This window comes from Chryseobacterium aurantiacum, assembly GCF_003020585.1.
Taxonomy (GTDB): Bacteria; Bacteroidota; Bacteroidia; order Flavobacteriales; family Weeksellaceae; genus Chryseobacterium; species Chryseobacterium aurantiacum.
Genome location: NZ_PXUE01000002.1, coordinates 1,197,627 through 1,218,804, shown reverse-complemented (window position 1 = coordinate 1,218,804; position 21,178 = coordinate 1,197,627). Strand labels below are relative to the sequence as shown.

Annotated in this window: 20 protein-coding genes; all 20 read left to right on the top strand. The window is 36.5% G+C overall.

The features are described from left to right. The first annotated feature begins 639 nt into the window (after positions 1 to 639). Positions 640 to 999 (top strand): plasmid mobilization relaxosome protein MobC, encoded by a 360-nt coding sequence (locus C7D53_RS11840; RefSeq protein WP_024566470.1) that lies wholly within the window; start codon positions 640 to 642, stop codon positions 997 to 999. Then, a complete protein-coding gene (locus C7D53_RS11835) occupies positions 996 to 2,486 on the top strand; it encodes a relaxase/mobilization nuclease domain-containing protein (RefSeq protein WP_106916654.1) in 1,491 nt (496 codons plus the stop codon). Before C7D53_RS11840 ends, C7D53_RS11835 begins: the two co-directional genes overlap by 4 nt. Positions 2,487 to 2,545: 59 nt before the next feature. Next, positions 2,546 to 3,199: a ParA family protein gene (locus tag C7D53_RS11830; protein ID WP_106916653.1), complete on the top strand. Its 654-nt coding sequence runs from the start codon at positions 2,546 to 2,548 to the stop codon at positions 3,197 to 3,199. Positions 3,200 to 3,237: 38 nt separating this feature from the next. Next, positions 3,238 to 3,777, top strand: coding sequence for a hypothetical protein (locus tag C7D53_RS11825; RefSeq protein WP_024566558.1), 540 nt, complete (start codon positions 3,238 to 3,240; stop codon positions 3,775 to 3,777). A 113-nt stretch (positions 3,778 to 3,890) separates the two neighbouring features. Further along, entirely contained in the window at positions 3,891 to 4,211 is a 321-nt protein-coding gene (locus C7D53_RS11820) for a DUF4134 domain-containing protein (protein WP_029728815.1), read from the top strand. A gap of 3 nt (positions 4,212 to 4,214) precedes the next feature. Then, a complete protein-coding gene (locus C7D53_RS11815) occupies positions 4,215 to 4,508 on the top strand; it encodes a DUF4133 domain-containing protein (protein ID WP_106916652.1) in 294 nt (97 codons plus the stop codon). A 31-nt stretch (positions 4,509 to 4,539) separates the two neighbouring features. After that, entirely contained in the window at positions 4,540 to 7,626 is a 3,087-nt protein-coding gene (locus C7D53_RS11810; RefSeq protein WP_106916651.1) for a TraG family conjugative transposon ATPase, read from the top strand. After that, on the top strand, positions 7,613 to 8,266 hold the full coding sequence (locus tag C7D53_RS11805; RefSeq protein ID WP_024566503.1) for a hypothetical protein: 654 nt from the start codon (positions 7,613 to 7,615) through the stop codon (positions 8,264 to 8,266). The genes C7D53_RS11810 and C7D53_RS11805 overlap by 14 nt, the downstream gene beginning before the upstream one ends. 9 nt (positions 8,267 to 8,275) lie before the next feature. Further along, the gene (locus C7D53_RS11800) at positions 8,276 to 8,998 is read left to right on the top strand and encodes a hypothetical protein (RefSeq protein WP_106916650.1); all 723 of its coding nucleotides are present in this window, start codon (positions 8,276 to 8,278) and stop codon (positions 8,996 to 8,998) included. A gap of 6 nt (positions 8,999 to 9,004) precedes the next feature. Then, positions 9,005 to 9,670 (top strand): hypothetical protein, encoded by a 666-nt coding sequence (locus C7D53_RS11795; protein ID WP_024566854.1) that lies wholly within the window; start codon positions 9,005 to 9,007, stop codon positions 9,668 to 9,670. 3 nt (positions 9,671 to 9,673) lie between these two features. Then, entirely contained in the window at positions 9,674 to 10,504 is an 831-nt protein-coding gene (locus C7D53_RS11790) for a hypothetical protein (RefSeq protein WP_106916649.1), read from the top strand. A 2-nt stretch (positions 10,505 to 10,506) separates the two neighbouring features. Then, on the top strand, positions 10,507 to 11,742 hold the full coding sequence (locus C7D53_RS11785; protein WP_024566432.1) for a membrane protein: 1,236 nt from the start codon (positions 10,507 to 10,509) through the stop codon (positions 11,740 to 11,742). 41 nt (positions 11,743 to 11,783) lie between these two features. Beyond that, entirely contained in the window at positions 11,784 to 12,398 is a 615-nt protein-coding gene (gene traK / locus C7D53_RS11780; protein WP_024566422.1) for a conjugative transposon protein TraK, read from the top strand. Between the two features lie 391 nt (positions 12,399 to 12,789). Next, a complete protein-coding gene (gene traM / locus C7D53_RS11770) occupies positions 12,790 to 14,004 on the top strand; it encodes a conjugative transposon protein TraM (RefSeq protein WP_106916647.1) in 1,215 nt (404 codons plus the stop codon). Positions 14,005 to 14,008: 4 nt separating this feature from the next. Further along, positions 14,009 to 14,878, top strand: a complete 870-nt coding sequence (locus tag C7D53_RS11765) for a DUF4138 domain-containing protein (RefSeq protein ID WP_024566429.1) — start codon at positions 14,009 to 14,011, stop codon at positions 14,876 to 14,878. 11 nt (positions 14,879 to 14,889) lie between these two features. Then, positions 14,890 to 15,252, top strand: coding sequence for a hypothetical protein (locus C7D53_RS11760; protein WP_106916646.1), 363 nt, complete (start codon positions 14,890 to 14,892; stop codon positions 15,250 to 15,252). Then, positions 15,252 to 17,258: a type IV secretion system DNA-binding domain-containing protein gene (locus tag C7D53_RS11755; protein ID WP_106916645.1), complete on the top strand. Its 2,007-nt coding sequence runs from the start codon at positions 15,252 to 15,254 to the stop codon at positions 17,256 to 17,258. Before C7D53_RS11760 ends, C7D53_RS11755 begins: the two co-directional genes overlap by 1 nt. A gap of 2 nt (positions 17,259 to 17,260) precedes the next feature. After that, complete coding sequence (locus C7D53_RS21215; RefSeq protein WP_106916644.1) at positions 17,261 to 18,145, top strand: M23 family metallopeptidase; 885 nt, start codon at positions 17,261 to 17,263, stop codon at positions 18,143 to 18,145. 13 nt (positions 18,146 to 18,158) lie between these two features. Continuing rightward, the gene (locus C7D53_RS11745) at positions 18,159 to 18,848 is read left to right on the top strand and encodes a hypothetical protein (protein WP_106916643.1); all 690 of its coding nucleotides are present in this window, start codon (positions 18,159 to 18,161) and stop codon (positions 18,846 to 18,848) included. A gap of 56 nt (positions 18,849 to 18,904) precedes the next feature. Then, positions 18,905 to 21,175 carry a hypothetical protein gene (locus C7D53_RS11740; RefSeq protein ID WP_228422308.1) on the top strand — a complete coding sequence of 757 codons (2,271 nt, stop codon included), beginning with the start codon at positions 18,905 to 18,907 and terminating at the stop codon, positions 21,173 to 21,175. Positions 21,176 to 21,178 lie beyond the last annotated feature (3 nt).

The window sequence follows — 21,178 nt, the reverse complement described above, 5'->3', positions numbered from 1 at the left end:
CCTGAGTAAATTTTACCCACCCTATTACAGCACCTGTGTAAAAATGTATCAGGCTTTCTACTTACCCTGAGTAAAATGGATACAGGTTCGTTTATTCTCCGCACTTCGATATTTGCAATGTTTTTTCTTTCAACAGCAAAAACCATATAAATGAAATCAATATCCTGGTTATTAGTATTTTATGGTTTCGTGAGGACGCTTTTCAGAACTCTGGAAAAAGTGAGCGACTTTATATAGCAAGATGTGTCTTTGTATATACAAACTTTTCAAGTTGTATGATCCAAAGACGATCTTGCCTTTTTTGCAAAAAGGGGAAAAAACTTCGGAACTCGTTTTTTTTATTTTGGGAAAATCAGGTACAATCATCCAGAATAGCCCAGTACATTCTTTTTTAATCTCCAGATCTTCCAGATAAGTCCAGCGTGTTCTTTTTTAGCCCACGCCCCATGAATACTATTGCTTTCAGTGTTTTTATGCCCCAATTTTGCAAAAGAAATTTTAATCAAAACAAAATGAAAACACTGATTTATTTTTCTGTCATTTTTTTAAGGGACAATATTACCCCTTACTTACCAAGAAGCGAAGAGCTATTTTTTTGATAAAATCTCGACTATTTATTTACCATAGGAAAAACTAGAAATGGAAAAAGATGGAAAAGAAGACCTAATTATCATAAGAATCCAAAAATCCAGAAAAGAAAACTGGAAAAGGATCTGCTCAAAAAAGCAAATTTCCCTGACTAGCCTGATTACCCATTCGGTAGAGAACAGAATTCTGAATGATGAAAGGCGAAAGGTAATGGCTTTCATTGAAAAACAGGATAATATTTTTATCAAGATAGAAACCAATATTAACCAGATTGCAAGAATCGTAAATGGACAAAAGTTTATTTCTGAAGAGGCATTGAAAGATTTCCTGGATAAGCTTTCTGAAATTGAAAAATTGAAGAGAGAGCAGAATATGATCTTTTCCAAAATCTATTCAATGCTTGCAAGATGATTGTGAAGATCATGGAACCTGCGGGATCAGGTTTTCCCGGAGTGCAGTATAATGACAAAAAAGTAGAGAAAGGGTCGGGAGAACTGATGCTGATGAAAAATTTTCCTTCTTCCATTAACGAAAACAGTAGCCAGCAGGATGTTCGGGACTATTTGAAATCTGTTTCAAATAATGAAAGGGTAAAGAAGCCTCAGTTTCATGCTGCTATTTCCACGAAGTTTCAAGAGCATACGAAAGACGAGCTCACGAGTATTGCAGAAAATTTCATGGATGAGCTGGGATACGGGCAGCAGCCTTATATAGCGGTATTCCATAATGATACTGAAAATAACCACATACACATTATTTCAACCCGTTTAGACAAGCAAACGGATAAGAAAATTAATGACAGTTATGAAAAGCTTAAAGCCCAGAAAGCATTAAGCCAGGTTATGGAAAAGCTGTATGGGGTAAACTCGCAGGAGCAAATAGGAAAATTACTAGGTTACCGATATGGTTCTCTTAAGCAATTGGAACTGCTTTTGGAAAGAAACGGATTTAAGCTTATCCAAAACAAGAATGATGAGAATGCTCTGGATATTTTGAAAAACGGAGTTCGGGAAAAAACAATTAATACTGCCGAACTAAACTTAAGTAATCATAAAAATGATTCCAGAGCGAAGCAGCTTAAGGCGATTTTCTCAAAATACAAAGAACTGTACTCGTGCAAAGTGTTTAAGATTGAAGACCATAGAGCACAAGAGGCTATGTTACCGGAGGAAAAGCTAAAAACAAAAACGCTCCCTAAAATTGAATTTGAGAGTGAGCTTCAGAAAAAATTGAGAGATGTCTTTGGGGTTGATATTGTATTTCATATTTCTAATAAAGAAAAATCAGCTGTCGATCTTAAACCTTTCGGATATAGCTTGATTGACCATAAGACAGGATCGGTGTATAAAGGAAGCGATATTTTGAAAATGAATGAGCTGTTTGAATTTACTGCTGAAACCATAGATAAAAAACTTTTTGAAGGGCTAAAGGATTATAATATAGCTGATGAAGCTTCTAAAGAGGTCCTGATAGCATATTTAAAGCGCCAGAATCCTAATGGTGTACCAGAAGATTTTATGCTTTTTGAAACTAAGAAAAGTAAGAATAGAGAAGTGTTTGGCTCTATTAGGAGGGATGTAAAGCAGTATGTTAAAACACAGAGTCCAAAAGATGTTCATATTATAAAATCCAAGGACGATAAATATTATGCTATTCACTCAAAATTACATTATGTAGGAGAGCTGGAACAGTTAATAGGAGAGAGGGGTTATCAAAGGTTTTTAAATCCAGATCTACACCAGCAGCAGGTTTCGGTAAGTCAAAATGAAAAGCTTACAAAGGAGCTGAGTAAAAGTATTAATGATTTGATTTTTCAATTCAGTAAATCTTCAGGAGGATCTGGAAAAGATCCTGCGGAGGAGGAACTTAAGAAAAGACGTAAAAAGAAAAATCAATAAGCCGGCCGGCCGAGGTTCGGCTTCCAATAAAAAATAAACCAGCAACAGACAACCATACTATGATTATCACGTTCGCAACCCAAAAGGGGGGAGCGGGGAAAACCACGCTTGCCTTAGCATTTGCCAATTATCTAACCATTGTATCTGAAAGAAAGATCAATGTGTTTGATTTTGATTATCAGAAGTCCTTCTTTAATAAATGGAAAGAAGATGAATCTTTAGAGCTGCCCAAGCTGTATGATGTGGAAGTTATAGGAGATGATGATGAAGAGCAGCCTTTTGCAGATTTAGAAAAAATTATTGATTTAAAGGAGAGTAAAGAAATCTACCTGTTTGATCTGGCGGGTACACTCGATCAAAAATACAGTGATCTACTCATTTACAGCGATTTCATCATTATTCCTTTTGAATATTCTGATGTATCTGTAAAATCTACCCTGGTATTTAAAAACCTACTGGGACTTCTTGAAAGTGAGGCAGAGCGGATCTTTATCCGTTCCAAATATGACAAAGGCTATAAATATCTCAACCAAAAGGAAATGGATATAGAAATTTCAAAATACGGAACCCTGATTGAAAGCCCTGTGTATAAGAGAAACTGTCTACAGACCATTGATACCCGAAAGCTGACTTATGAACAAAAATATGCTATAAAAAAGCCATTCAATGAAATCATAGACCAGATTAATGAAGCACTACAAATTACTCTTTAATGCTAGTCATTTAGTAAAAACAAAATCAAAAATAAGAAATGATAAAGTATTCACTAATTCTATTGGGACTTTATTTCCTGTACTATGCCGGAAATATCCTGTATGATCTGTTTTTAAGGAAAGAGAAAATCATACATGTAGATTTAACTGAGGAATTTTCACTTGGTGATTTTTCCAAGACTCGGGACCAGATTCCGACTTCCATCGGAATTGAAGATGTTGAAAACATCCGAACTCCCCAATCTTTTTTGAAAAGGGAACTTAACCTTCCAACACAATCCTCCAGTGAAGAGCAACCGGATTTGGAAGACTTAAGGAAAAGATTTGAAGCTGAACAGGATATTGATGATATGCCTTTACCAGCAAAAAACAACAGCGCTCCGGCAGTAGAAGAAAGAAATCAGCCAGATCACGCCAACCCATCTCAGCCTGTATCTAATATGTCAGATCAGGATTCTAAGAGCGAAAAAAAGGAGAAAACTAAATCCCACTGGAAAGAGCTCCTGAATTTATCGGAGACAACTGTTCAAATGGTCGCTAACTACGATGGACAGAAAGTCTACCACTCTATAATTTAAGCAAAAAACACTTCAAAAATTACCCTGTATGATCCTTAACCCATGAGGATAGCATACCCCTTATGCCCAATTCTAAGCATAAAATCTAATTCTGATAATAAAATTTAATCATTATGAATCACAAATTTAAATGCCATCAAGTGGTAAAAAAGTTATTGACAGCCTGTGTAATTCTTCTCGCTATCACTCCTGCATTTGCTCAGGGAGGAGCAACGGCTATATCAAATGCAGCCAGTGATATTAAGGACTATTGGGACCCCATTAAACTGATTTTAAAAGCCGTGGGCGGATTAGTAGGCTTTATTGGAGGTCTTAGAGTATATAACAAATGGACCAATGGAGACCAGGATGTGAACAAAGAAATCCTTGGTTATGGCGGAGCGATGATCTTTCTAATTGTAGTACCGGAATTCGTAACCTCATTCTTTGCATAAGTCATGGGATTCTACCTATACAAGGGGCTGAAAAAGCCTCTTGTATTCTTCGGGCTCAAAGGCAAATATATTTTTTATGCCGTGGGTGTTATCGGAGGCGGGGTCATTGCAGCTCTCATATTGTCCAAGTTCGGACTATTAGGCTCTTTACTGGGGCTTTTAGCGACCGGAGGCGGTGTTTATCTGATCTTCAGAAGACAGGACAAATACGGACTGTACGATAAGACTAAAAATAGTAATCAAATTTTCATTTTTCCAAAAAGGATAAACAATAAAAAGCTTTTACAGAAAGGTTAAGGTATGTCCAATAAAGAATAAATAATGTTATATGAAAACAAAAAAACAAGCATTTACTATTCCTTTCATCGGCTGTGACTATGGGGAAAATTATGATTGGAGTTTTGATGTTCTGTTCGGGCAGTATGGAAATCCAATTATAGGGATCAGGCTTAGAAATATGGTGGAGCAGTACTCAGCAGATCCGGATCATTATCTCCATTTCCATACGGTTTTGAATCAGGTAGTATCCATTATCGGAGAAGGAAGAATTGTTCAAAAGCTTGATATTTTCGCCAAAAAAAGATACACAGCTGAGAAATCCAATCAGTTTTTGCAACAGAAATACTCCGAGCATTTTGAGGGGAGACTTTTCAAAACCATTGATACAGTTTTACTGTTTACAGATATTATTAATGATAAAATAAAGAAAAACGGCCGGTCAGCGACCGGTGGCAATATAACAGAAAAGAGCTATAAAGAACTCCGGGACAAATGCCAGAAGGTGTTTATGCTTTTAAAACAAAATAACTGTGAGCCGGAGTTCTTATTTGAAAAAGACTTTGAGTATTACCTGTCCGGAGTTTTATCCATGCAGCTTAGAGATACTCCGACTTATGATAATATTAAAAGTACTGAGGAGTATTTGCAAATAGGAAGCAGGTTTGTTAAGAATATTTCTTATGTCGATGTTGAAAAGATTGATTTACCCTCTGAAATAGAACCATATTCTCTATTGGGAGGTAATGGGGCAGCCGGAGAAACGGCAGTAGATAATTTCACTTTTATAGGTGAGCTGGAAGATTACGAAACGATTATCTACAACCAGGTCATTACCATTCCACATCAGGCACAGCAGCAAAGGGAACTTGATAAAAAGAAGAAAAAGCACGAAGGTGCTGCTAACAATTCTCCTTCCAATGCCATTATTGCTGAGGAGATTCAGACGCTGCTTCATAATATCGCTATAGACGGTCAGTTAGTAGTCAATGCCCATTTTTCCATTTTGTTTTCAGCGCCTACGCTGGAAAAAATGGAAAATATCCAGTCTATGATTGAGAACAAGCTATTCACCAAAGGAATTATTGTTTCGAAGAATGCCTACAATCAGCTTGAGCTTTTCAGGGCCGCCCTTCCGGGCAATGCTACAGAGCTTAGGGAATATGATCTGTTTATGACGACAAGCGAAGCTGCGCTTTGTTTTTTTTTTAAAGAAAGCTACCCTTTGAATGAAGAAAGCAGCTTCTACCTAAGATTTACCGACAGACAGGGAGTCCCTATAAAAGTTGATCCTGCGGATTTACCGATGAAAATCGGAAGAATCAATAACCGGAATAAGTTTGTGCTGGGACCCAGCGGATCAGGCAAGAGCTTTTTAATGAATAATATCGTAGAGCAGTATCTTACTTATAATTATGATGTTGTGATCGTGGATACAGGAGATTCCTACTCGGGAACATGTATGTACAAAGGTGGGCGATATATTCAGTATACAGAAGAAAAGCCAATTACGATGAATCCTTTTCTGATGGATAAGAAAGAATTCAATATTGAAAAAATAGAGTTTTTGACTAATCTGATCTTTCTCATCTGGCAAGGACCGGATGCTATGATGACCTCTGCACAGAAATCCATATTGGACAATGTACTGATGTCCTATTATCATACTTATTTCAATTCCGGAACAGAATGGTATAAGCATAAAAGCTCTGAAGAATTAATGCTCTACTTAAGTAAATATAATATTCATGAAGAAGATATTCTTGCAGACTATGAGGAAGAAATGTCGGATAGACATAGTTATTATGATGTACTGGGAATAGCTTTCGATGCTGATTCTGATGAAGTTAAAGAAGCCTTTAGAAAATTGGCGATTGAATATCATCCGGATAAAAACGTGAATAATCCTGATTATGACAGTGAAAAATTCTATAAAGTCTATGAGGCTTATGAAATTTTGAGTAGTGAAGAAAAGCGCAGGGCTTATAATGAAACCCTACTGATGATCATTCAGGCTAATGAAATTATAAAAAAGCCCAACGATCCGAAGGAGTGGAATGAATCTTTTAAAAAGACTCTCATTAAAAAGATTAAGGAACTGGAAGAGAAGCTTAATACAGGAGAACTTTCCTTCAATGGATTTTATGAGTACTGCGACAAATTTCTGCCTCTTTACCTTGGGAATAAAAAGCACAGAATAACGGAAAGAGAATTTAATTTAAGGACCTTCCTGTTTGTTCTAAGGGATTTTTACAAAGGCGGAAGATATGAAACTACACTCAATGAAAGTGCTGACAATACACTATTTGATGAGCCTTTTATTGTTTTCGAAATTGATAATGTGAAAGATAATCCCAAGCTTTTCCCCATTGTAACACTTATCATCATGGATACTTTCATCCAGAAAATGAGACTCAGAAAAGATCGTCGTAAAGCCCTTATAATCGAAGAAGCATGGAAGGCGATTGCATCAAAATTAATGGGTGGATATATTTTATATCTCTATAAGACAGTAAGGAAATTCTGGGGTGAAGCGGTGGTGGTAACCCAGGAACTGGATGATATTATCGGAAATGCTGTTGTAAAAGACAGTATTATCAATAATTCCGATACGTTTATCCTTCTGGATCAGACCAAATTCAAGGACAATTTTGATCGTATAGCGGCTTTATTATCCTTAAATAAAGTAGAGCAGAATAAGATTTTCACGATCAACAACTTAAATAATAAGCATGGACGAAGCCGTTTCAAGGAATTTTATCTGAAACGAGGTTCTAAAGGAGAAGTATATGGTAACGAGGTATCTCTCGAGCAGTATTTAACCTATACTACGGAAAAACCTGAAAAATCGGCTGTTGAATATTATGTACAAAAGTATGGGAACTATGATAAAGCTCTGGAAATTTTTGTAGACCAGGTGAAGAACTTCGGTGATGAAATGGGAAGTATGGTCTCTTTAGTAAATCTGTATAAAAGACCTTTAGATCAGAAGGTTCTTAGGTTCTATCATGAGCTTAAGAACAGGAAGGAGAATGCCGGTAAAAATATCTTCAAAATCATTTCTCAGGAATTAGAAGATTATAACATCAGTTTTTCGGAATTAGTCAACAGAGAAGTCTATGAATATGAAAAAGTTTAGTTTATTTTTTTTAGGATTCGGAAGCTTACTATATGCCCAAAATACCTATATAGATCCTACGGTAACAGCAGCGATGATCCTGTATTCAGAAAACCTGAAAGCCAAACAGAATGAAGTCATAGAGGAAACTTCCAAGCTGAAGGATGCACAAATGTGGGTAGGAACCCAGATGGTGGCAGCTAATGATATTCAGAACAGAATACTCAAAGGTTTAAAAGAAGTTTCCGGAACCTTACAAAATGGACTTCAGGTAAAAGAAATTTATTCAGAACTAAATAAGTGTTATAAATATTCTTCTGATGTGGTTCAACTAGCTTCTGCACATCCACAGTACGCCATTTTTGGAACTAAAGCGTCCCAAAAAACGTATGAGCAAAGTTTGAAAATCGTAACAGATGTATCGGATATTCTTTCTTCGGGAGAGCTCAACCTTGCTACGGCAGGTGATCGCTATAAAATTCTGCATAATATTTCGGGAAATGTAAAAAGTCTAAAGCTGTGGCTTCTGGCCATAAAACTGAGACTTGAAAAGGCTAATAGACTGGGGTTTTGGAATTCCATTAATCCTTTTGCGGGATACATCAATACGGATAAGGCTATTGTTGAAGACATTATGAACCGATACAAACGCAATTTTTAAATTTTTTGTATGAACTCGAGAAATAAGTTTCACCGACTTTATGGGCTCAAAAAAAAGATTTTTCTACGCCTCTTTATTCCGGTAGTTTATGTGGTATTAACTTCTTCAGGAGGGGGTTCCACCCCTGCCTGGCAGAAAGAAAATGTTTCCTTTCCGATGATGAATATAGAGATCAATGCCACGATGAAAGAGCATGACAGGCAAAAGGAAATGCGAAAGAATCAGGCTCTGAATGCTGGTATTGAGACCACCAACAGAAGCGAGTGGAATAGCTTTAAGGATAAGGTTACTAAGGTACAGGATAGGCTCAGGATTGTTTCATTTGCTCTGCAGGCCATTCCAACCGGAGTAGCGATGAGCAGGGAGGTTAAGAAAATTACTCAAAATCAGGCTTCCATTATTGATGAATTGAGTACAGCACCTTATTCCATTATAACGGTTTTACCTTCCACAGTGCAGTATGTGGATGATCTGCAAATGGTGACCCGCCTGATTACAGGAATTATCCTCTCTTACGGAGCGATCAACCAAATGGAAAAATCGGAGCGTAAAATTTTATTGGACTATGCTTTAGGAGAGGTGAAAACCCTTAGCAGGAATTCTACCCACATGCTTTTAAAAATACGTGACATTAAAGCCAAAGTTCTAAGGAATAAGAGAGCCTTCCAATATTATGTCAACAGGGATAGGCAGGTTGTGGAAAATATCATGAAGAATATCAAATCCTTTTAATAAGAAATGAAAAAAATAGTAACCTTCGGAATTATAGTGTTTTCTGCGGTTTACGTAAAAAGCCAGCAGATAGTGATTAATGACAAGCTGTTATCCCAGATTACCGTCAATCACGGCGTTCGTTTAGGAAGTGAGCAGGTGTTTTTAGATTCTTATGAAAAGCAAAATGAGCTCTATAATGAGATTAAAAATAAGACTGCACAAGTAATTGCCATTCAGGAGTATATCTATCAGCAGCTGAAAAATGTTAATTCAGCCCTTACCCAGAGTAAAAAGCTCATCTATCTCTATCAGTATGTGGGAAAAATCGTAAGCAATTCTAACAGAATGCTGGATTTATCGATACAACATCCTGAATATGCGGTTTTAGTTTCAAAATATTATAGCGCAATAGGAGAACAGGTACTAAAGCTTCAGCAGGAAGTATCGGCGGATATATTAAATGAAAACAAAGACTTTTTGATGGATGCTATGGATCGGGAAATGCTTTTGGAAAAGGTATTTACAAGGGCTAGAAACATCAATGGTAATATTCTCTATATCATTTTACGCTTAGAGAATGCCAAGAAGATCCCTTATCTCTATCAGGTCCCTGTCCTCAGGAACTATATCAATGTCGACAGAGCGATTGTAGGAGATATTATTCAAAAATATAAATACATATTTAATTAAACGATGAAATATCAATTCAGAAAATTAATAGGCTTTTCATTCTTGTTTATAACTATGGGTGTTTTTGCACAAGTGAGTGTAAAGCGCCTGAATGATCCTGCCATTGTTGCCCAACATAAAAGAATGGTTTTTGAAAGCTGGGGAGACTGGCGACCCTATCCCAAATATTTTTTAGGGATTCAAACCAATTTTGCTTACGCCACGGTATGGGGGATGTGGGCTCCAAATATCAATAGAGATTATAAGGATGGAGAGGACATAAGACCATTAAAGCCTACAGGAGTGCAGAATCAGCGATTTGCTCAATTGAAATATGAGGAAGAAGAGGCTAAAAAAATAAAGGCAGCTTCCGATACCATTTACAAAAGGAGCGTTCAGGATTTTGCCCATTGGACGAGTGTTACTGTAGATGCTGATCCGTTATGGCTCTTGTATTACAAGCGGATGTTAAAGCCAATCACAGAATTTCCTGATACGCCACAAAATTTTATGCAGTGGCGGCTGAAAAATCAGGAGGCTTATGAAACACTTCATACTACAGGAACACTCAAAAGACTTCAGGAGGAGCTTGATCTCATTAAAGAGAAATACGCTATGTCCCGATCTATGGATATGCCAAGGGGAAAACGCTTTATAATGTACCACGAAACACTCTTACGGTGGAGGAAATTTGTACAGGAATTAAGAAAGCAAAATAACAAGACGACCCTTCTTCTGGATTATAAAAATATTTTGAAAGATCATTCTCCTTCTGCATTGCCTTCGGGTTGGACTTCGGCATCAGATAAGCAGCGTGCCGAGCGTATAATGCAACAATACAAACATCGATATTAAATATGAATAAAAAGCTAACCTTATTTTGTTGTTTACTGGCAATAGTACTACCAGTAATGGGCTTTGCCCAAACAGACAGTGATTATGGTAATTTACTTCAGTTTTTAAAAGGTGATGGTGCTTTTGAGAAATGGTTTATGGAGGTATTTACAAAGCTCGATACCAGTGTTCAGGATAGTGCAAATGATGCTGCACTGGTTGGAAAGGCCATAGGCGGATTAGGTGCTTTGATGTATCTGGGGTATATGGGATGGCAAATGGCTGCGGGAGACAGAGAATGGGAAATTATGCCTATGCTAAAACCTGTTTTGATTGGATTTACCCTGATCTACTGGACAGGATTCGTGAATTTGATTCAAGCTCCCTTTGAAGCGATTGCAGAACCGGGAGTCGCCATTTTTAGTGATATAGAATCAGAGGTCAATGATTTAAGAGTAGAAAGGTTCAAGAAGCAACAACAGTTATTGGATGCCGTCATAAAGCTCAAAGCCAGTGAAGATGCCAAGCAGGAGGTTATTGAGAATACGGGTAAAGATGCAGATGACTCCTGGTTTGATATTAGTGACGGATTAGATAAACTTATCCAGCCTATTAAAGAATGGCAAATCAGAATGCAATTCCAGATGCAAAAATTAGTAGCTGAAGTCATTGAATTTATTTGCCTCTCCATTCTTCGGATTTGTGTCTATCTTATTTTCTTTATTCAGAAGATTTGGGCTTATATACTCATTATTTTGGGGCCTATTGCTGTGGGAATGGCTCTTGTTCCGGGATTTGAAAACTCTCTGTACAGCTGGGTTTCTAAATTCATCAACATCAATCTGTACACTTTCGTTGCTTATACCATTATCAATATAGGTCAGCAACTCATTGCTTCCGGTTATACTATGGAAATAGACCGCTACAATACACTTTTAACAGATGGTACTGTTACCAATTTAGATGCTCTAATGGTCTACATTAATAATTCAGGAATGATCTATAATCAGCTTTTTACATGTGTTGCTTATATCGTTACAGGCATAGGTGTTTTAATGACTCCTACAATTGCTGATACGATTGTAACGGCTGGAGGAGCAGGAGTAATGACCAAAATGAAGAATGCCGCTGGTAAAATGGCAAGTACTGTAAAAACGGCAATACTAGCAGCCAAAACAGGAGGTGTAGCGGCTGCAAAATCTGCTGCGGCAGGCTCTGCATCCGGCAGAGTAAACAGAGCCATGAAAAATGGAAAATAAATAAAATACTTAGTGTCTAATTTCTAATTCCTAAAATAAAAATGCTTATCAAAAATATTGAACAAAGAATAAAGATTAACAAGATTGTTTCTCTGGCGAGTATTGCTTTTGCTGTTTTTATTGTTATCGGTGGTTTTTTCTTTGCTTACAGAATCATTGAAGATTCCAGAAAATCCATTTACATATTGGATAATGGCGTTCCGGTTTTGGCCAAGCAAACCGATGTTTTGCTCAACAGACCTGTTGAATATAAAGCTCAGATTGAACTTTTTCACAGATTATTTTTCACGTTGGCTCCTGACGATACCTATATCAAGGACAATATTCAGAAATCCCTTTATCTGATTGATGACAGTGGAAAGAAAGAATACACCAACTTAAGAGAAAAAGGTTTCTATAACCAGATTATAGCTTCGAGTTCAATGGTTAGTATCCATACGGATTCGATAACCCTAAATCCGGAGCAAAAGAAATTCGTTTTTTTCGGAAAACAGATGATTACCAGGAAGTCATCCATTATTACCCGAAAATTAATCACAGAGGGTTTCTTTGAAGATCTCATTCGCAGTCCTAACAACCCGCATGGTGTGATCCTCAGAAACTGGCGTATCATCGATAATGAAGACATTTCTAATCAATCTAAAAATTCGTATTAGCCATGAACTCTTTATTTAAACAAACAAGGCGGAAATGCTTGGACTGGATAGTCCATCATCCTAAAAAGTTTTTTACCTATTCGATGATTTTTCTCTCAGTGTCCTTTGTAGGTTCTCTGATTCAAGGCATTTTCTTTCCCTTGGGGACGGTATTTAAAATTAAATCTCCCACTCTTTATTCCAAAAGTCAGATGCCCCAGAATCCTAATGTAAACAATGAAAAAGAGATGAAAAAGATTGTGGAAGAGCTTAAAATTTTAAAAGTGAAAAGGGACGAGAGACAACTGCAAAAACAGGACAGCTTGAGGATTGAATATTTGTTTAACCAATATCAGCAATTAAAAAATGACCGGTAGCACCGGGGGGCAATTTATCTAAAAATCGAAACTCAATGAAAAAACTGAATTTTAAGGAAAAAAAATATGTGCTGCCTCTTTTGGCTTTGCCATTCCTGCTTCTTTTTGCTTATGTGGGAGCAGGGTTTACCCAAAAGGAGCCGCCTACGGATAAACCCAAAGAGCTTTCTCTTTCCCTTGGTGAGTCTAAGGATTCTATTATGAGTAAAAATGATGCTTATGATGCATTTTTCAAAAAAGAGGATAACAGAACAATGCTGGAAGGGCTTGACAAAGAGAAGGATAGTTTATTACACTATGAAGACCAATTATCATTAGCTCAAAAAAGAAAAATAGATTCACTTAAAACCCTATCCAAAAGACAAAACGAATACGGGTCCAAGGGAAATTCATCCTCTTACTATAATCCCAAACAAGAGCAAAATAACGACAGAGACTATAAAAGGTCTTCGGAGATTATCCGAATGCTGAACAATAAATTATATGGGAGAGGGGAAAGCAGTAGTCCTATGGAAAGTCCAGGAACAAAACCTCGAAATAATGAGAAGGCTCCTGATCCGGCTAAATATCTGAAACAACAGATGCTGGTGATGGATTCTTTAGAAAAATCAAGAGATCCTGAATACCAAAATAAACTCATGGCTGAAGAAAAGCTGAAAGCCAGTAAGGAAAAGCTTGAAGAATTCCTTAATTCAACATTCAATGTCAGCAAATCAGGGATCAACAGTGAGTTTAATGCTTTTTATAGAGAGAGGGAAAATAGTTTTATCAAAGCGGTCATTGACGAAAATAACAAAGGTTATTTAGGAAGCAGAATCCGGCTGAGGCTATTAGAGGACATTTTCGTGGGAACTAAAAGATTAGAGAAAGGCTCTATACTGTATGGACAAATCTCTGGATTCTCGATGCAAAGGGTGAATCTTACTATAGTTTCTGCATTCATTAAAGGAGAAATCTATCCTGTCAACTTGTCTATATACGATGTCGATGGAATGAAAGGACTATATGTTCCGGAGAGCGTTTTTCGGGATATGATCCGGGAAATGGGAAGTAACTCCGTACAGGGAACGCAGATGGATATGGGAGGACAGGGATTTTTCACCAGTATAGGCTCCAAGTTATTCACCTCCACTTCAAAGTCCATTGCCAATCTGATTAAAACCAATAAAGCCAAGTTAAAATATGGCTCACAGGTATTTCTGATAGATGAAAAACAAATGAAAGACTCACAAAACCAACAAAAAAAATAAACAGATGAAAGCTCTATTATATACGTTACTTATTTTCATAGCTCAATTTTTTACTGCACAGACCGCTACAAAGCAGCAGGCTATTTCGGATTTACCGGAAATAGACATTACTGAAGGAATCAGCCTTCATCTAATTTCTCCGGAACCCATCCAATATGTTGATCTCTCAACTCAGCAGCTGACGGGTGATTTACCATTGAGCCATATTGCCAGGGTCAAAATTACAGATAAGTCTAATGTGAGCGATAAAGAGGGAAATAAAAACCTATCTGAACACAGCAACGGAGATCAAATTGGCATTATCACGGTAGTAGCACAGTCATTTATTGCCCAATATAAAGCAGTTTACAAGAATTCTGAAACCAGGAGTACTGTTACCAATGTCCATATTCAACCAGAGGCAATGCAGCCTATAGAGTTTAATAAAATGGTGTTTTCCAATTTCGAGCTTAGAAAATTTGCACTGAATATTATTCAGACAAAATCAGAAAAAGATCCGATTCGGCAAGAGAAAAACCTTAGACTCAGTGTTCAGCTCAATAATGTCTATGTCATGAGTGATTACATTTTCTTGGATATGACATTTAAAAACAATTCCAACTTAAGCTATGACATTGAAGCTTTGAAATTTTCTGTAGAGGATAAGCAGATTCATAAGGCTACCAATAATCAGAGCATTGAAATGACCCCGATTTTTCAGTTGAATGCTCAAAAATATTTTAGGAAAAATTTCAGGAATATTTATGTGTTCAAAAAATTTACTTACCCGAATTCTAAAGTGATGATAATTCGTATGATAGAAGAGCAGCTTTCCGGAAGAACTCTGGAAATGAAGATCAACTACTCGGATATTTTAAAGGCCGATACTTTTTAATTATCAATATCATGGACAATTTTAAAATTATCGCCATTATAGTTTTTGGGCTCATGCTAATTGCAATTATCTATTATTCGGTTTGTATAAGCATTTTTGAAAAAAAGCGGAAAGAACTTATAAAAGATTATGAACAATTATTAATCCTTAAAGACTGGTATGAGAAAATACCTGAAGAGGCAAATCGATCATATATTTTAGAAAGGGTTGAAAAAAGAGGACGTCAATTAATTGACCAATTGAATCTGTTAAATACCAATTTTGTTAAAATACATGAAGATCATGAAAAATTACAGCAACAGCAACAGAAGCTGCACAACAAGCTATTGGAGGAACATAAACTACTGAGTGAATACTTTGAAAATTATTCCTAATGCAAGAACAGCAGCATCAGATCAGGATTTACGGATTCCTGCAAAAAGTGGTATATGCCGTAGTTGCGTTGGATTGTGCATCACTATTTTATCTGCACGCAGATATTCCGGTACTCACGAATTTACTTAGGAACTTTTCTAAGATGAGCTTTATTTACCCTCCTGTCAATGCCAAATTTGCGACACTTATTCTGATAGGATTAGTAGCCATCGGTACAAAAGCCAAGAAAAAGAAAGATTTAAATATCGCTGTAGAAATAGTTGTTCCTATGGTACTGGGGCTTGTGATGATGTTCTCTTCTTTGGTTTGGCAAAAAGAAGCCGGAGATTCTTCATTACCTAAAATCTTTCCGGGAATGCATCTTTATCAGGTTGTTTATGCTTTTCTTTCTTTTCTGGGAGCAGTGATCCTTCAGATGGGAGCCGATAGTATTTCCAAACTGATGCAGCAGAAAATGGGAAAAGATAGATGGAATGTGGAAGAAGAGTCTTTTGATCAAAATCAGGAGCTTGTACAATCCGATACCAGTGTCAATATTCCCTATATATTTTGGTATGGAGGCAAAAAGCACGAGGGGTGGATAAATATAGATCCATTTCGTGGGACAATGGTCATTGGCGTTCCTGGCTCCGGTAAATCTTTTGGCGTAATCAATCCCGCTATCAGGCAGATGATAGCCAAAGGATTTTGTCTTATGATTTATGATTTTAAGTTTCCTGATCTGGGTCAGATTGCCTATTACCATTATTTATTACGTCAAAATAAACTTGCAAAGTCTGGGAAAAATGTAAGCGGAACTTCCGCCTTCCATGTTATCAATCTTAATGAGGTTGAAAAATCAAGAAGAGTAAATCCTTTCAAAAAAGAATATGTGAAAACTCTGGCAGAGGCGCAGGAGATGGCAGAAGCTATGGTATCTTCTCTGCAAAAGGGGAGTACCAGTTCCGGAGGAGGATCTGATCAGTTCTTCACCCAATCGGCAATTAATTTTCTTTCCTCCTGTATTTATTTTTTTGCTACCCACGAGAATGGAAAATATTCGGATTTACCTCATATCCTTTCTTTTATGAACAGAAGCTATAAGGAAATTTTCGATACACTTTTTAATCATGAGGAGCTGTATTCTTTATTATCACCCTTTAAATCAGCTTATGAAAACAAGGCTTTTGACCAATTGGAAGGGCAGGTTGGAACACTCAAGATATTTTTGTCCAGACTGGCTACCAAGGAAAGCTTTTGGGTGTTTTCAGGTGATGAAGTGGAACTGAAAATAACAGACCGGAATAACCCTTCCATTATTATTCTAGCTTCAGATCCGGGGACTCAGGATATTAATTCCGCCTTGTATTCTTCGGTACTCAACAGGACACTGCGTTTAATAAACTCCAAAAACAATCTACCGGGAGGTATTATTGCTGATGAGTTTCCAACGATTTACATTCATAAAATTGATAATGTCGTTGCCACAGCAAGAAGTAACAGGGTTGCCGTAATGTTAGGTCTTCAGGAACTCCCACAGCTTCGCCAGTTTTACAAGAAGGAAGTGGCGGATACTATTTCTGCTATTGTCGGAAATATTCTTTCAGGCTCTGTAAGAGATAAAAATACACTTGACTGGCTTGAAAAGCTTTTTGGTAAAATAAAACAGAAATCATACTCCCAATCAATATCTCAGCAAGGAACAACCACCAGTATCAATGAGAAAATGGATTTTATGATTCCCGCAGGAAAAATAGCAGCACTTAAAACCGGGGAAATGGCAGGGATTATTGCTCAGGGGGAAGAAAATAATACCGAAGAATATAAAACTTCTGCGATAAATGGTAAGATCAATTTAGATATGAAAGCCATTAAAGAAGAAGAAAGGCATTATGTTACAATGCCGACTTACTACTCTTTTATAGATAAAGCAGGAGCTAATCGTAAAGAAGAGGTCCTGATGACCAATTTTAGAAAAATTAATAAAGAAGTGGAATTAATCGTCAGAGAATTAGTAAAAGCATAATTATGATACAGAATAAAATAATAATTGCCAGGCTTTACAAGATGGTTTTACCCATTTTCCTATTAATAAGCAGTTTTACGTCTGCCCAATTCAATACACTTTCACCCTTGCAGCCTAAGAAAACCGAAAGCTCGAAGATAACTGAAACGGCAAAAGAGGATGAGCAGTTAAACAAAAAAAATGGGAAAAACTTTTGGAAAAACATCTTTAATACAACCACAAAAGCGGATTTGAAGAATGACATCGATTCTTTAAAGATACTGCTGAAAGAATATAGCCATGTAAATAATTCCAGAAGAGATATTCAAAGAATAAAAGATTCTTTACTTCTGGTGACTCAGCTTAGGTCTGAGAAAAAAAGAGAGGATTTAAAAAATCAAACCTCCGGTGCTTTATATGATTTTGTAGAAGAGCCTAAAGAAGTATTATCAAAAATTGTAATGCCTCTGCGTAATACGATGAGTATCACATCTCCTTATGGAACGAGGGTACATCCTATTTTCGGTACGAAGAGAATGCATGGAGGTATTGATTTAAAAGCTCATTATGAAAATATATATGCAGTAATGGATGGTGTTGTAACAGCCAGTGGTTGGGACCCTGGTGGCGGTGGTAACTATATTAAAGTACGGCACTTTAACCGCTTTGAAACGGCTTATCTGCACTTATCGGAGAGCTATTACAAAGTCGGAGAGCTGGTGAAAGCCGGATTTATCATTGGAAAGAGTGGAAATACCGGAAATTCTACAGGGCCTCATTTACATTTTTCGGTAAAAGAATTCGGACAAAGCATTAACCCTGCTGATTTTCTAAATGATTTAATAAGAGCCAGTAACCTTATGGTAAACCATCCTAATACCAGTACAGCATTATACAAACCCTACTAAATAGATTAAAAAAATGAAAAATAACAATTTACCCACAGATCAGCTGAAGAAATATGGAATTATCGACCAGGACAATACATTTTCCAAAAAATTAAGTCCTGAAGATATTCAGAGGTTTTTACAGGGATATACAATCGTTGCGGACAATGATAAAAGAAGAGCCACTTTTCAGCTCGTTGAGAACAATAGCCGGCTTAATGTCATTTTTTTAGAACGTGATAAAAATCTCTCGGAACTCCTTGAAAACAGTGAAAAGAGAATTGAATACACTGATATAAAAGAAGTCTCAAATAAATTGCCTTTGGGGTTTCCGGGACTTGAAAAGAAAGCTTTTGTCTTTGATGAAGAAACGGGAAAAGTATTTGAGTTTGATTTGATTAGACATGCTACTGAACTTACCGCCATCATTGCAGATAAAAAGGATGCTCAGGAACTTGGTCACTATAAAAATGAGTTATTAAAGCTCAAGGCATTTATTCAGGATAAGTTAGAGCTAGGATTTCCACCTGAAATAGCAAAAGAGATTTCCCGTGATCTGAATATAGTATCAAGAGAGATAGATATTGTTGATGGAATTCTCCAAAAACAGGAAAAATCGGATGTTCAGTTGAATGTAAACGATCCTGATCTCTATGAGGATGGTAACCGAATGAGAGAAGAAGAGGAGCAGGAGCGGGACGAAAAAAGGGGCTTTAGAAGATAAAACTCTGTTGATAAGCCTAGTATATAGTAGAATCTCAAAGTAAATAAAATTTAAGAATGGATTTATTTGAAGATTATGAGCATATTCCTGAAGAACTGAAGGCTGTATGTGATAAATGGCAACAAAAGGCAATGTACGAGGGACTTGACTATAATGATTGTGCCATTTTTCAGGAAGAATGCGAAGCTATCGGTTATACGTTTGATTACGGGCTGGATGCAGATCCTTTTGATTTACGTGCCATTGATCCGAAAGAGCAAAAATTAGAAAATCAGACTATTAATAATCAAAAAAATATGGAATTGGTCAATGATTTAGGCTGGTATGATAAGAATATTACTCCGATAACCCGGGCTTATAAAAATTTTGTAAAAGAAATGAAAAATACGTCTCCGGAACAATGGTTTAAGGATGGTGAACGGAAGTTTTCCGGTCAGGAAAAAAAGTTCATTGCCATTTATCAATTTAAGAATAAAGCTAAAATGGCTCATTCTGTAAATACTCATCCTTATTCTATAAATGAATTGATTGGTAATAGTTTTCAGGAAAAATTCAGAAATATGACGGCAAAATATGCGGTAGAAGTTCTAAATAATTATGATGATGATAAAATCCTACAGTTTGTAGATAACAAAAGAAATACAATAGTCAGAATAGATAATCCGTCAGATAGGCACAATTTACTTTTTGATTTATGGGCAAAAGAATTTCAGAATAGGACTGATTTAAGCTCAGGATTAGACAATAGACAGATTGAGGAACGAATGGTTTACCATTACCACAAATACGAAAGAATAGAGAATAACTTTAATATTGAAGTCAATCAACTCATCAAAGATTCACCTGAAAGCTGGAAAAGTACCCGTGATCTTGATTGGGAAGAAAACAATCTTGGATTTGAAGATCTGTTTTTTGAAGAAGATTTTGAAGAGAATCTGGTTCCCGCATCCGGTCTTCCGCAAGGATGGAACTGGCGGGAATATGATGATGGTAGCGGTTCGTTGATAAGCCCGAGTGAAAATAGCTACTACAGCTATGATCTTCAAACTCAGGAATACAGATTACCCGATGGCAGTGGATGGAGAACTATGAGAGATCATTATGACCATCCACAAACATTATTCGACTTTAGAATCTTTGCGGAACAGAACTTAAAAGAAAAGGTGGCAAAAAATGATTTTTCCCCGAAACTTTCACAGGAGGAAAAAAAAGATCTGCTCAACTACAGAACCTTTATGAAAGAAAATGAATTCATACTTGAAAAATTACAGATTACTGAGAATCAAAGAGCATCTTACACGCAAAAAACTGAATTTGGAACAACAAACGATGATTATTCTTTGACAAAGCAACAATTGGATCAAATACCTGATTTTCTTGATGGGCACCAACTATCGAAGAATGATAAATACGCATTAGTTTTTGGCTTATTGGAAAAGCAGGAGTACGGCGAATCTTATGAATTATTAGGAAATGGCGAAATTTTAAAAAACTATCTAAACGAAGATAACTTGCCTTCCTTTAAAATATTAACAATAAATGATATAAAGTTTAACAACCAAAATTCTAACATTATGGAAACAACAAAAGAATTTAATCAGGTACAATACCTAAAAGACCAGATGAAATATCTTGGTTTTGGAGAAGGTGAAAAGCTTCACAAAGATTTGGAAAAAGGAGTTAAATCAAAGAAAAATGAATTTGAAATTAAATCCTCATCCGATAAGGCTCTGCCCGGAAATAAAGTAGATTTTATATTGAAGTTCAATAAAACTGAAAGTGGTGGAGTTTTCCTTAATTCTTATCATTCAAAATTAACAAATGATAAAAATGAAGAGATATCCCATAATTTTCCGGTAAACCGTGAAAATACTTTTACAGCCAAGGAAGCCGTAAATCTTCTGGAAGGGCGCAGTGTGAAAATAGAGTTTCTGAATCCCAAGACTGATCAAAAGGAGCCAGCCTTTGTGAGATTTGATTTTAGTGAACCCAAAACTGAAAAAGGAAATTACAAATTCCAGAATTTTTATAAAAACTATGGTATTGATACTGCTGAGATTGTAGAAAAATCCAACCTGGTATTTGATAAACCGGAGTATAAAGAAAGCACCATCAAATCTCTGGAAAAAGGGAATATAGTTAAAGTAAAGATAAAAGAGAATGATCAGGTGGTTGAAGCAAAAGCGGTTTTAAACCCACAATACAAAAACCTGAACCTCTATGATCAGGATATGACCAGGATCAATACCAACAAGCCTTTACAGGGGATGGAAGATGAAAAAGGACATGATAAAGCTAATGTAAAGGAACAAAGCATTAAACGATAAAAT

Coding starts and splice junctions, on each gene's coding strand:
- C7D53_RS11785 (WP_024566432.1), top strand. CDS start 10,507: ATGAATAAAAAGCTAACCTTATTTTGTTGTTTACTGGCAATAGTACTA.
- C7D53_RS11760 (WP_106916646.1), top strand. CDS start 14,890: ATGGACAATTTTAAAATTATCGCCATTATAGTTTTTGGGCTCATGCTA.
- traM (WP_106916647.1), top strand. CDS start 12,790: ATGAAAAAACTGAATTTTAAGGAAAAAAAATATGTGCTGCCTCTTTTG.
- C7D53_RS11820 (WP_029728815.1), top strand. CDS start 3,891: ATGAATCACAAATTTAAATGCCATCAAGTGGTAAAAAAGTTATTGACA.
- traK (WP_024566422.1), top strand. CDS start 11,784: ATGCTTATCAAAAATATTGAACAAAGAATAAAGATTAACAAGATTGTT.
- C7D53_RS11765 (WP_024566429.1), top strand. CDS start 14,009: ATGAAAGCTCTATTATATACGTTACTTATTTTCATAGCTCAATTTTTT.
- C7D53_RS11740 (WP_228422308.1), top strand. CDS start 18,905: ATGGATTTATTTGAAGATTATGAGCATATTCCTGAAGAACTGAAGGCT.
- C7D53_RS11790 (WP_106916649.1), top strand. CDS start 9,674: ATGAAATATCAATTCAGAAAATTAATAGGCTTTTCATTCTTGTTTATA.
- C7D53_RS11810 (WP_106916651.1), top strand. CDS start 4,540: ATGAAAACAAAAAAACAAGCATTTACTATTCCTTTCATCGGCTGTGAC.
- C7D53_RS11805 (WP_024566503.1), top strand. CDS start 7,613: ATGAAAAAGTTTAGTTTATTTTTTTTAGGATTCGGAAGCTTACTATAT.
- C7D53_RS11745 (WP_106916643.1), top strand. CDS start 18,159: ATGAAAAATAACAATTTACCCACAGATCAGCTGAAGAAATATGGAATT.
- C7D53_RS21215 (WP_106916644.1), top strand. CDS start 17,261: ATGATACAGAATAAAATAATAATTGCCAGGCTTTACAAGATGGTTTTA.
- C7D53_RS11835 (WP_106916654.1), top strand. CDS start 996: ATGATTGTGAAGATCATGGAACCTGCGGGATCAGGTTTTCCCGGAGTG.
- C7D53_RS11825 (WP_024566558.1), top strand. CDS start 3,238: ATGATAAAGTATTCACTAATTCTATTGGGACTTTATTTCCTGTACTAT.
- C7D53_RS11815 (WP_106916652.1), top strand. CDS start 4,215: ATGGGATTCTACCTATACAAGGGGCTGAAAAAGCCTCTTGTATTCTTC.
- C7D53_RS11830 (WP_106916653.1), top strand. CDS start 2,546: ATGATTATCACGTTCGCAACCCAAAAGGGGGGAGCGGGGAAAACCACG.
- C7D53_RS11800 (WP_106916650.1), top strand. CDS start 8,276: ATGAACTCGAGAAATAAGTTTCACCGACTTTATGGGCTCAAAAAAAAG.
- C7D53_RS11795 (WP_024566854.1), top strand. CDS start 9,005: ATGAAAAAAATAGTAACCTTCGGAATTATAGTGTTTTCTGCGGTTTAC.
- C7D53_RS11755 (WP_106916645.1), top strand. CDS start 15,252: ATGCAAGAACAGCAGCATCAGATCAGGATTTACGGATTCCTGCAAAAA.
- C7D53_RS11840 (WP_024566470.1), top strand. CDS start 640: ATGGAAAAAGATGGAAAAGAAGACCTAATTATCATAAGAATCCAAAAA.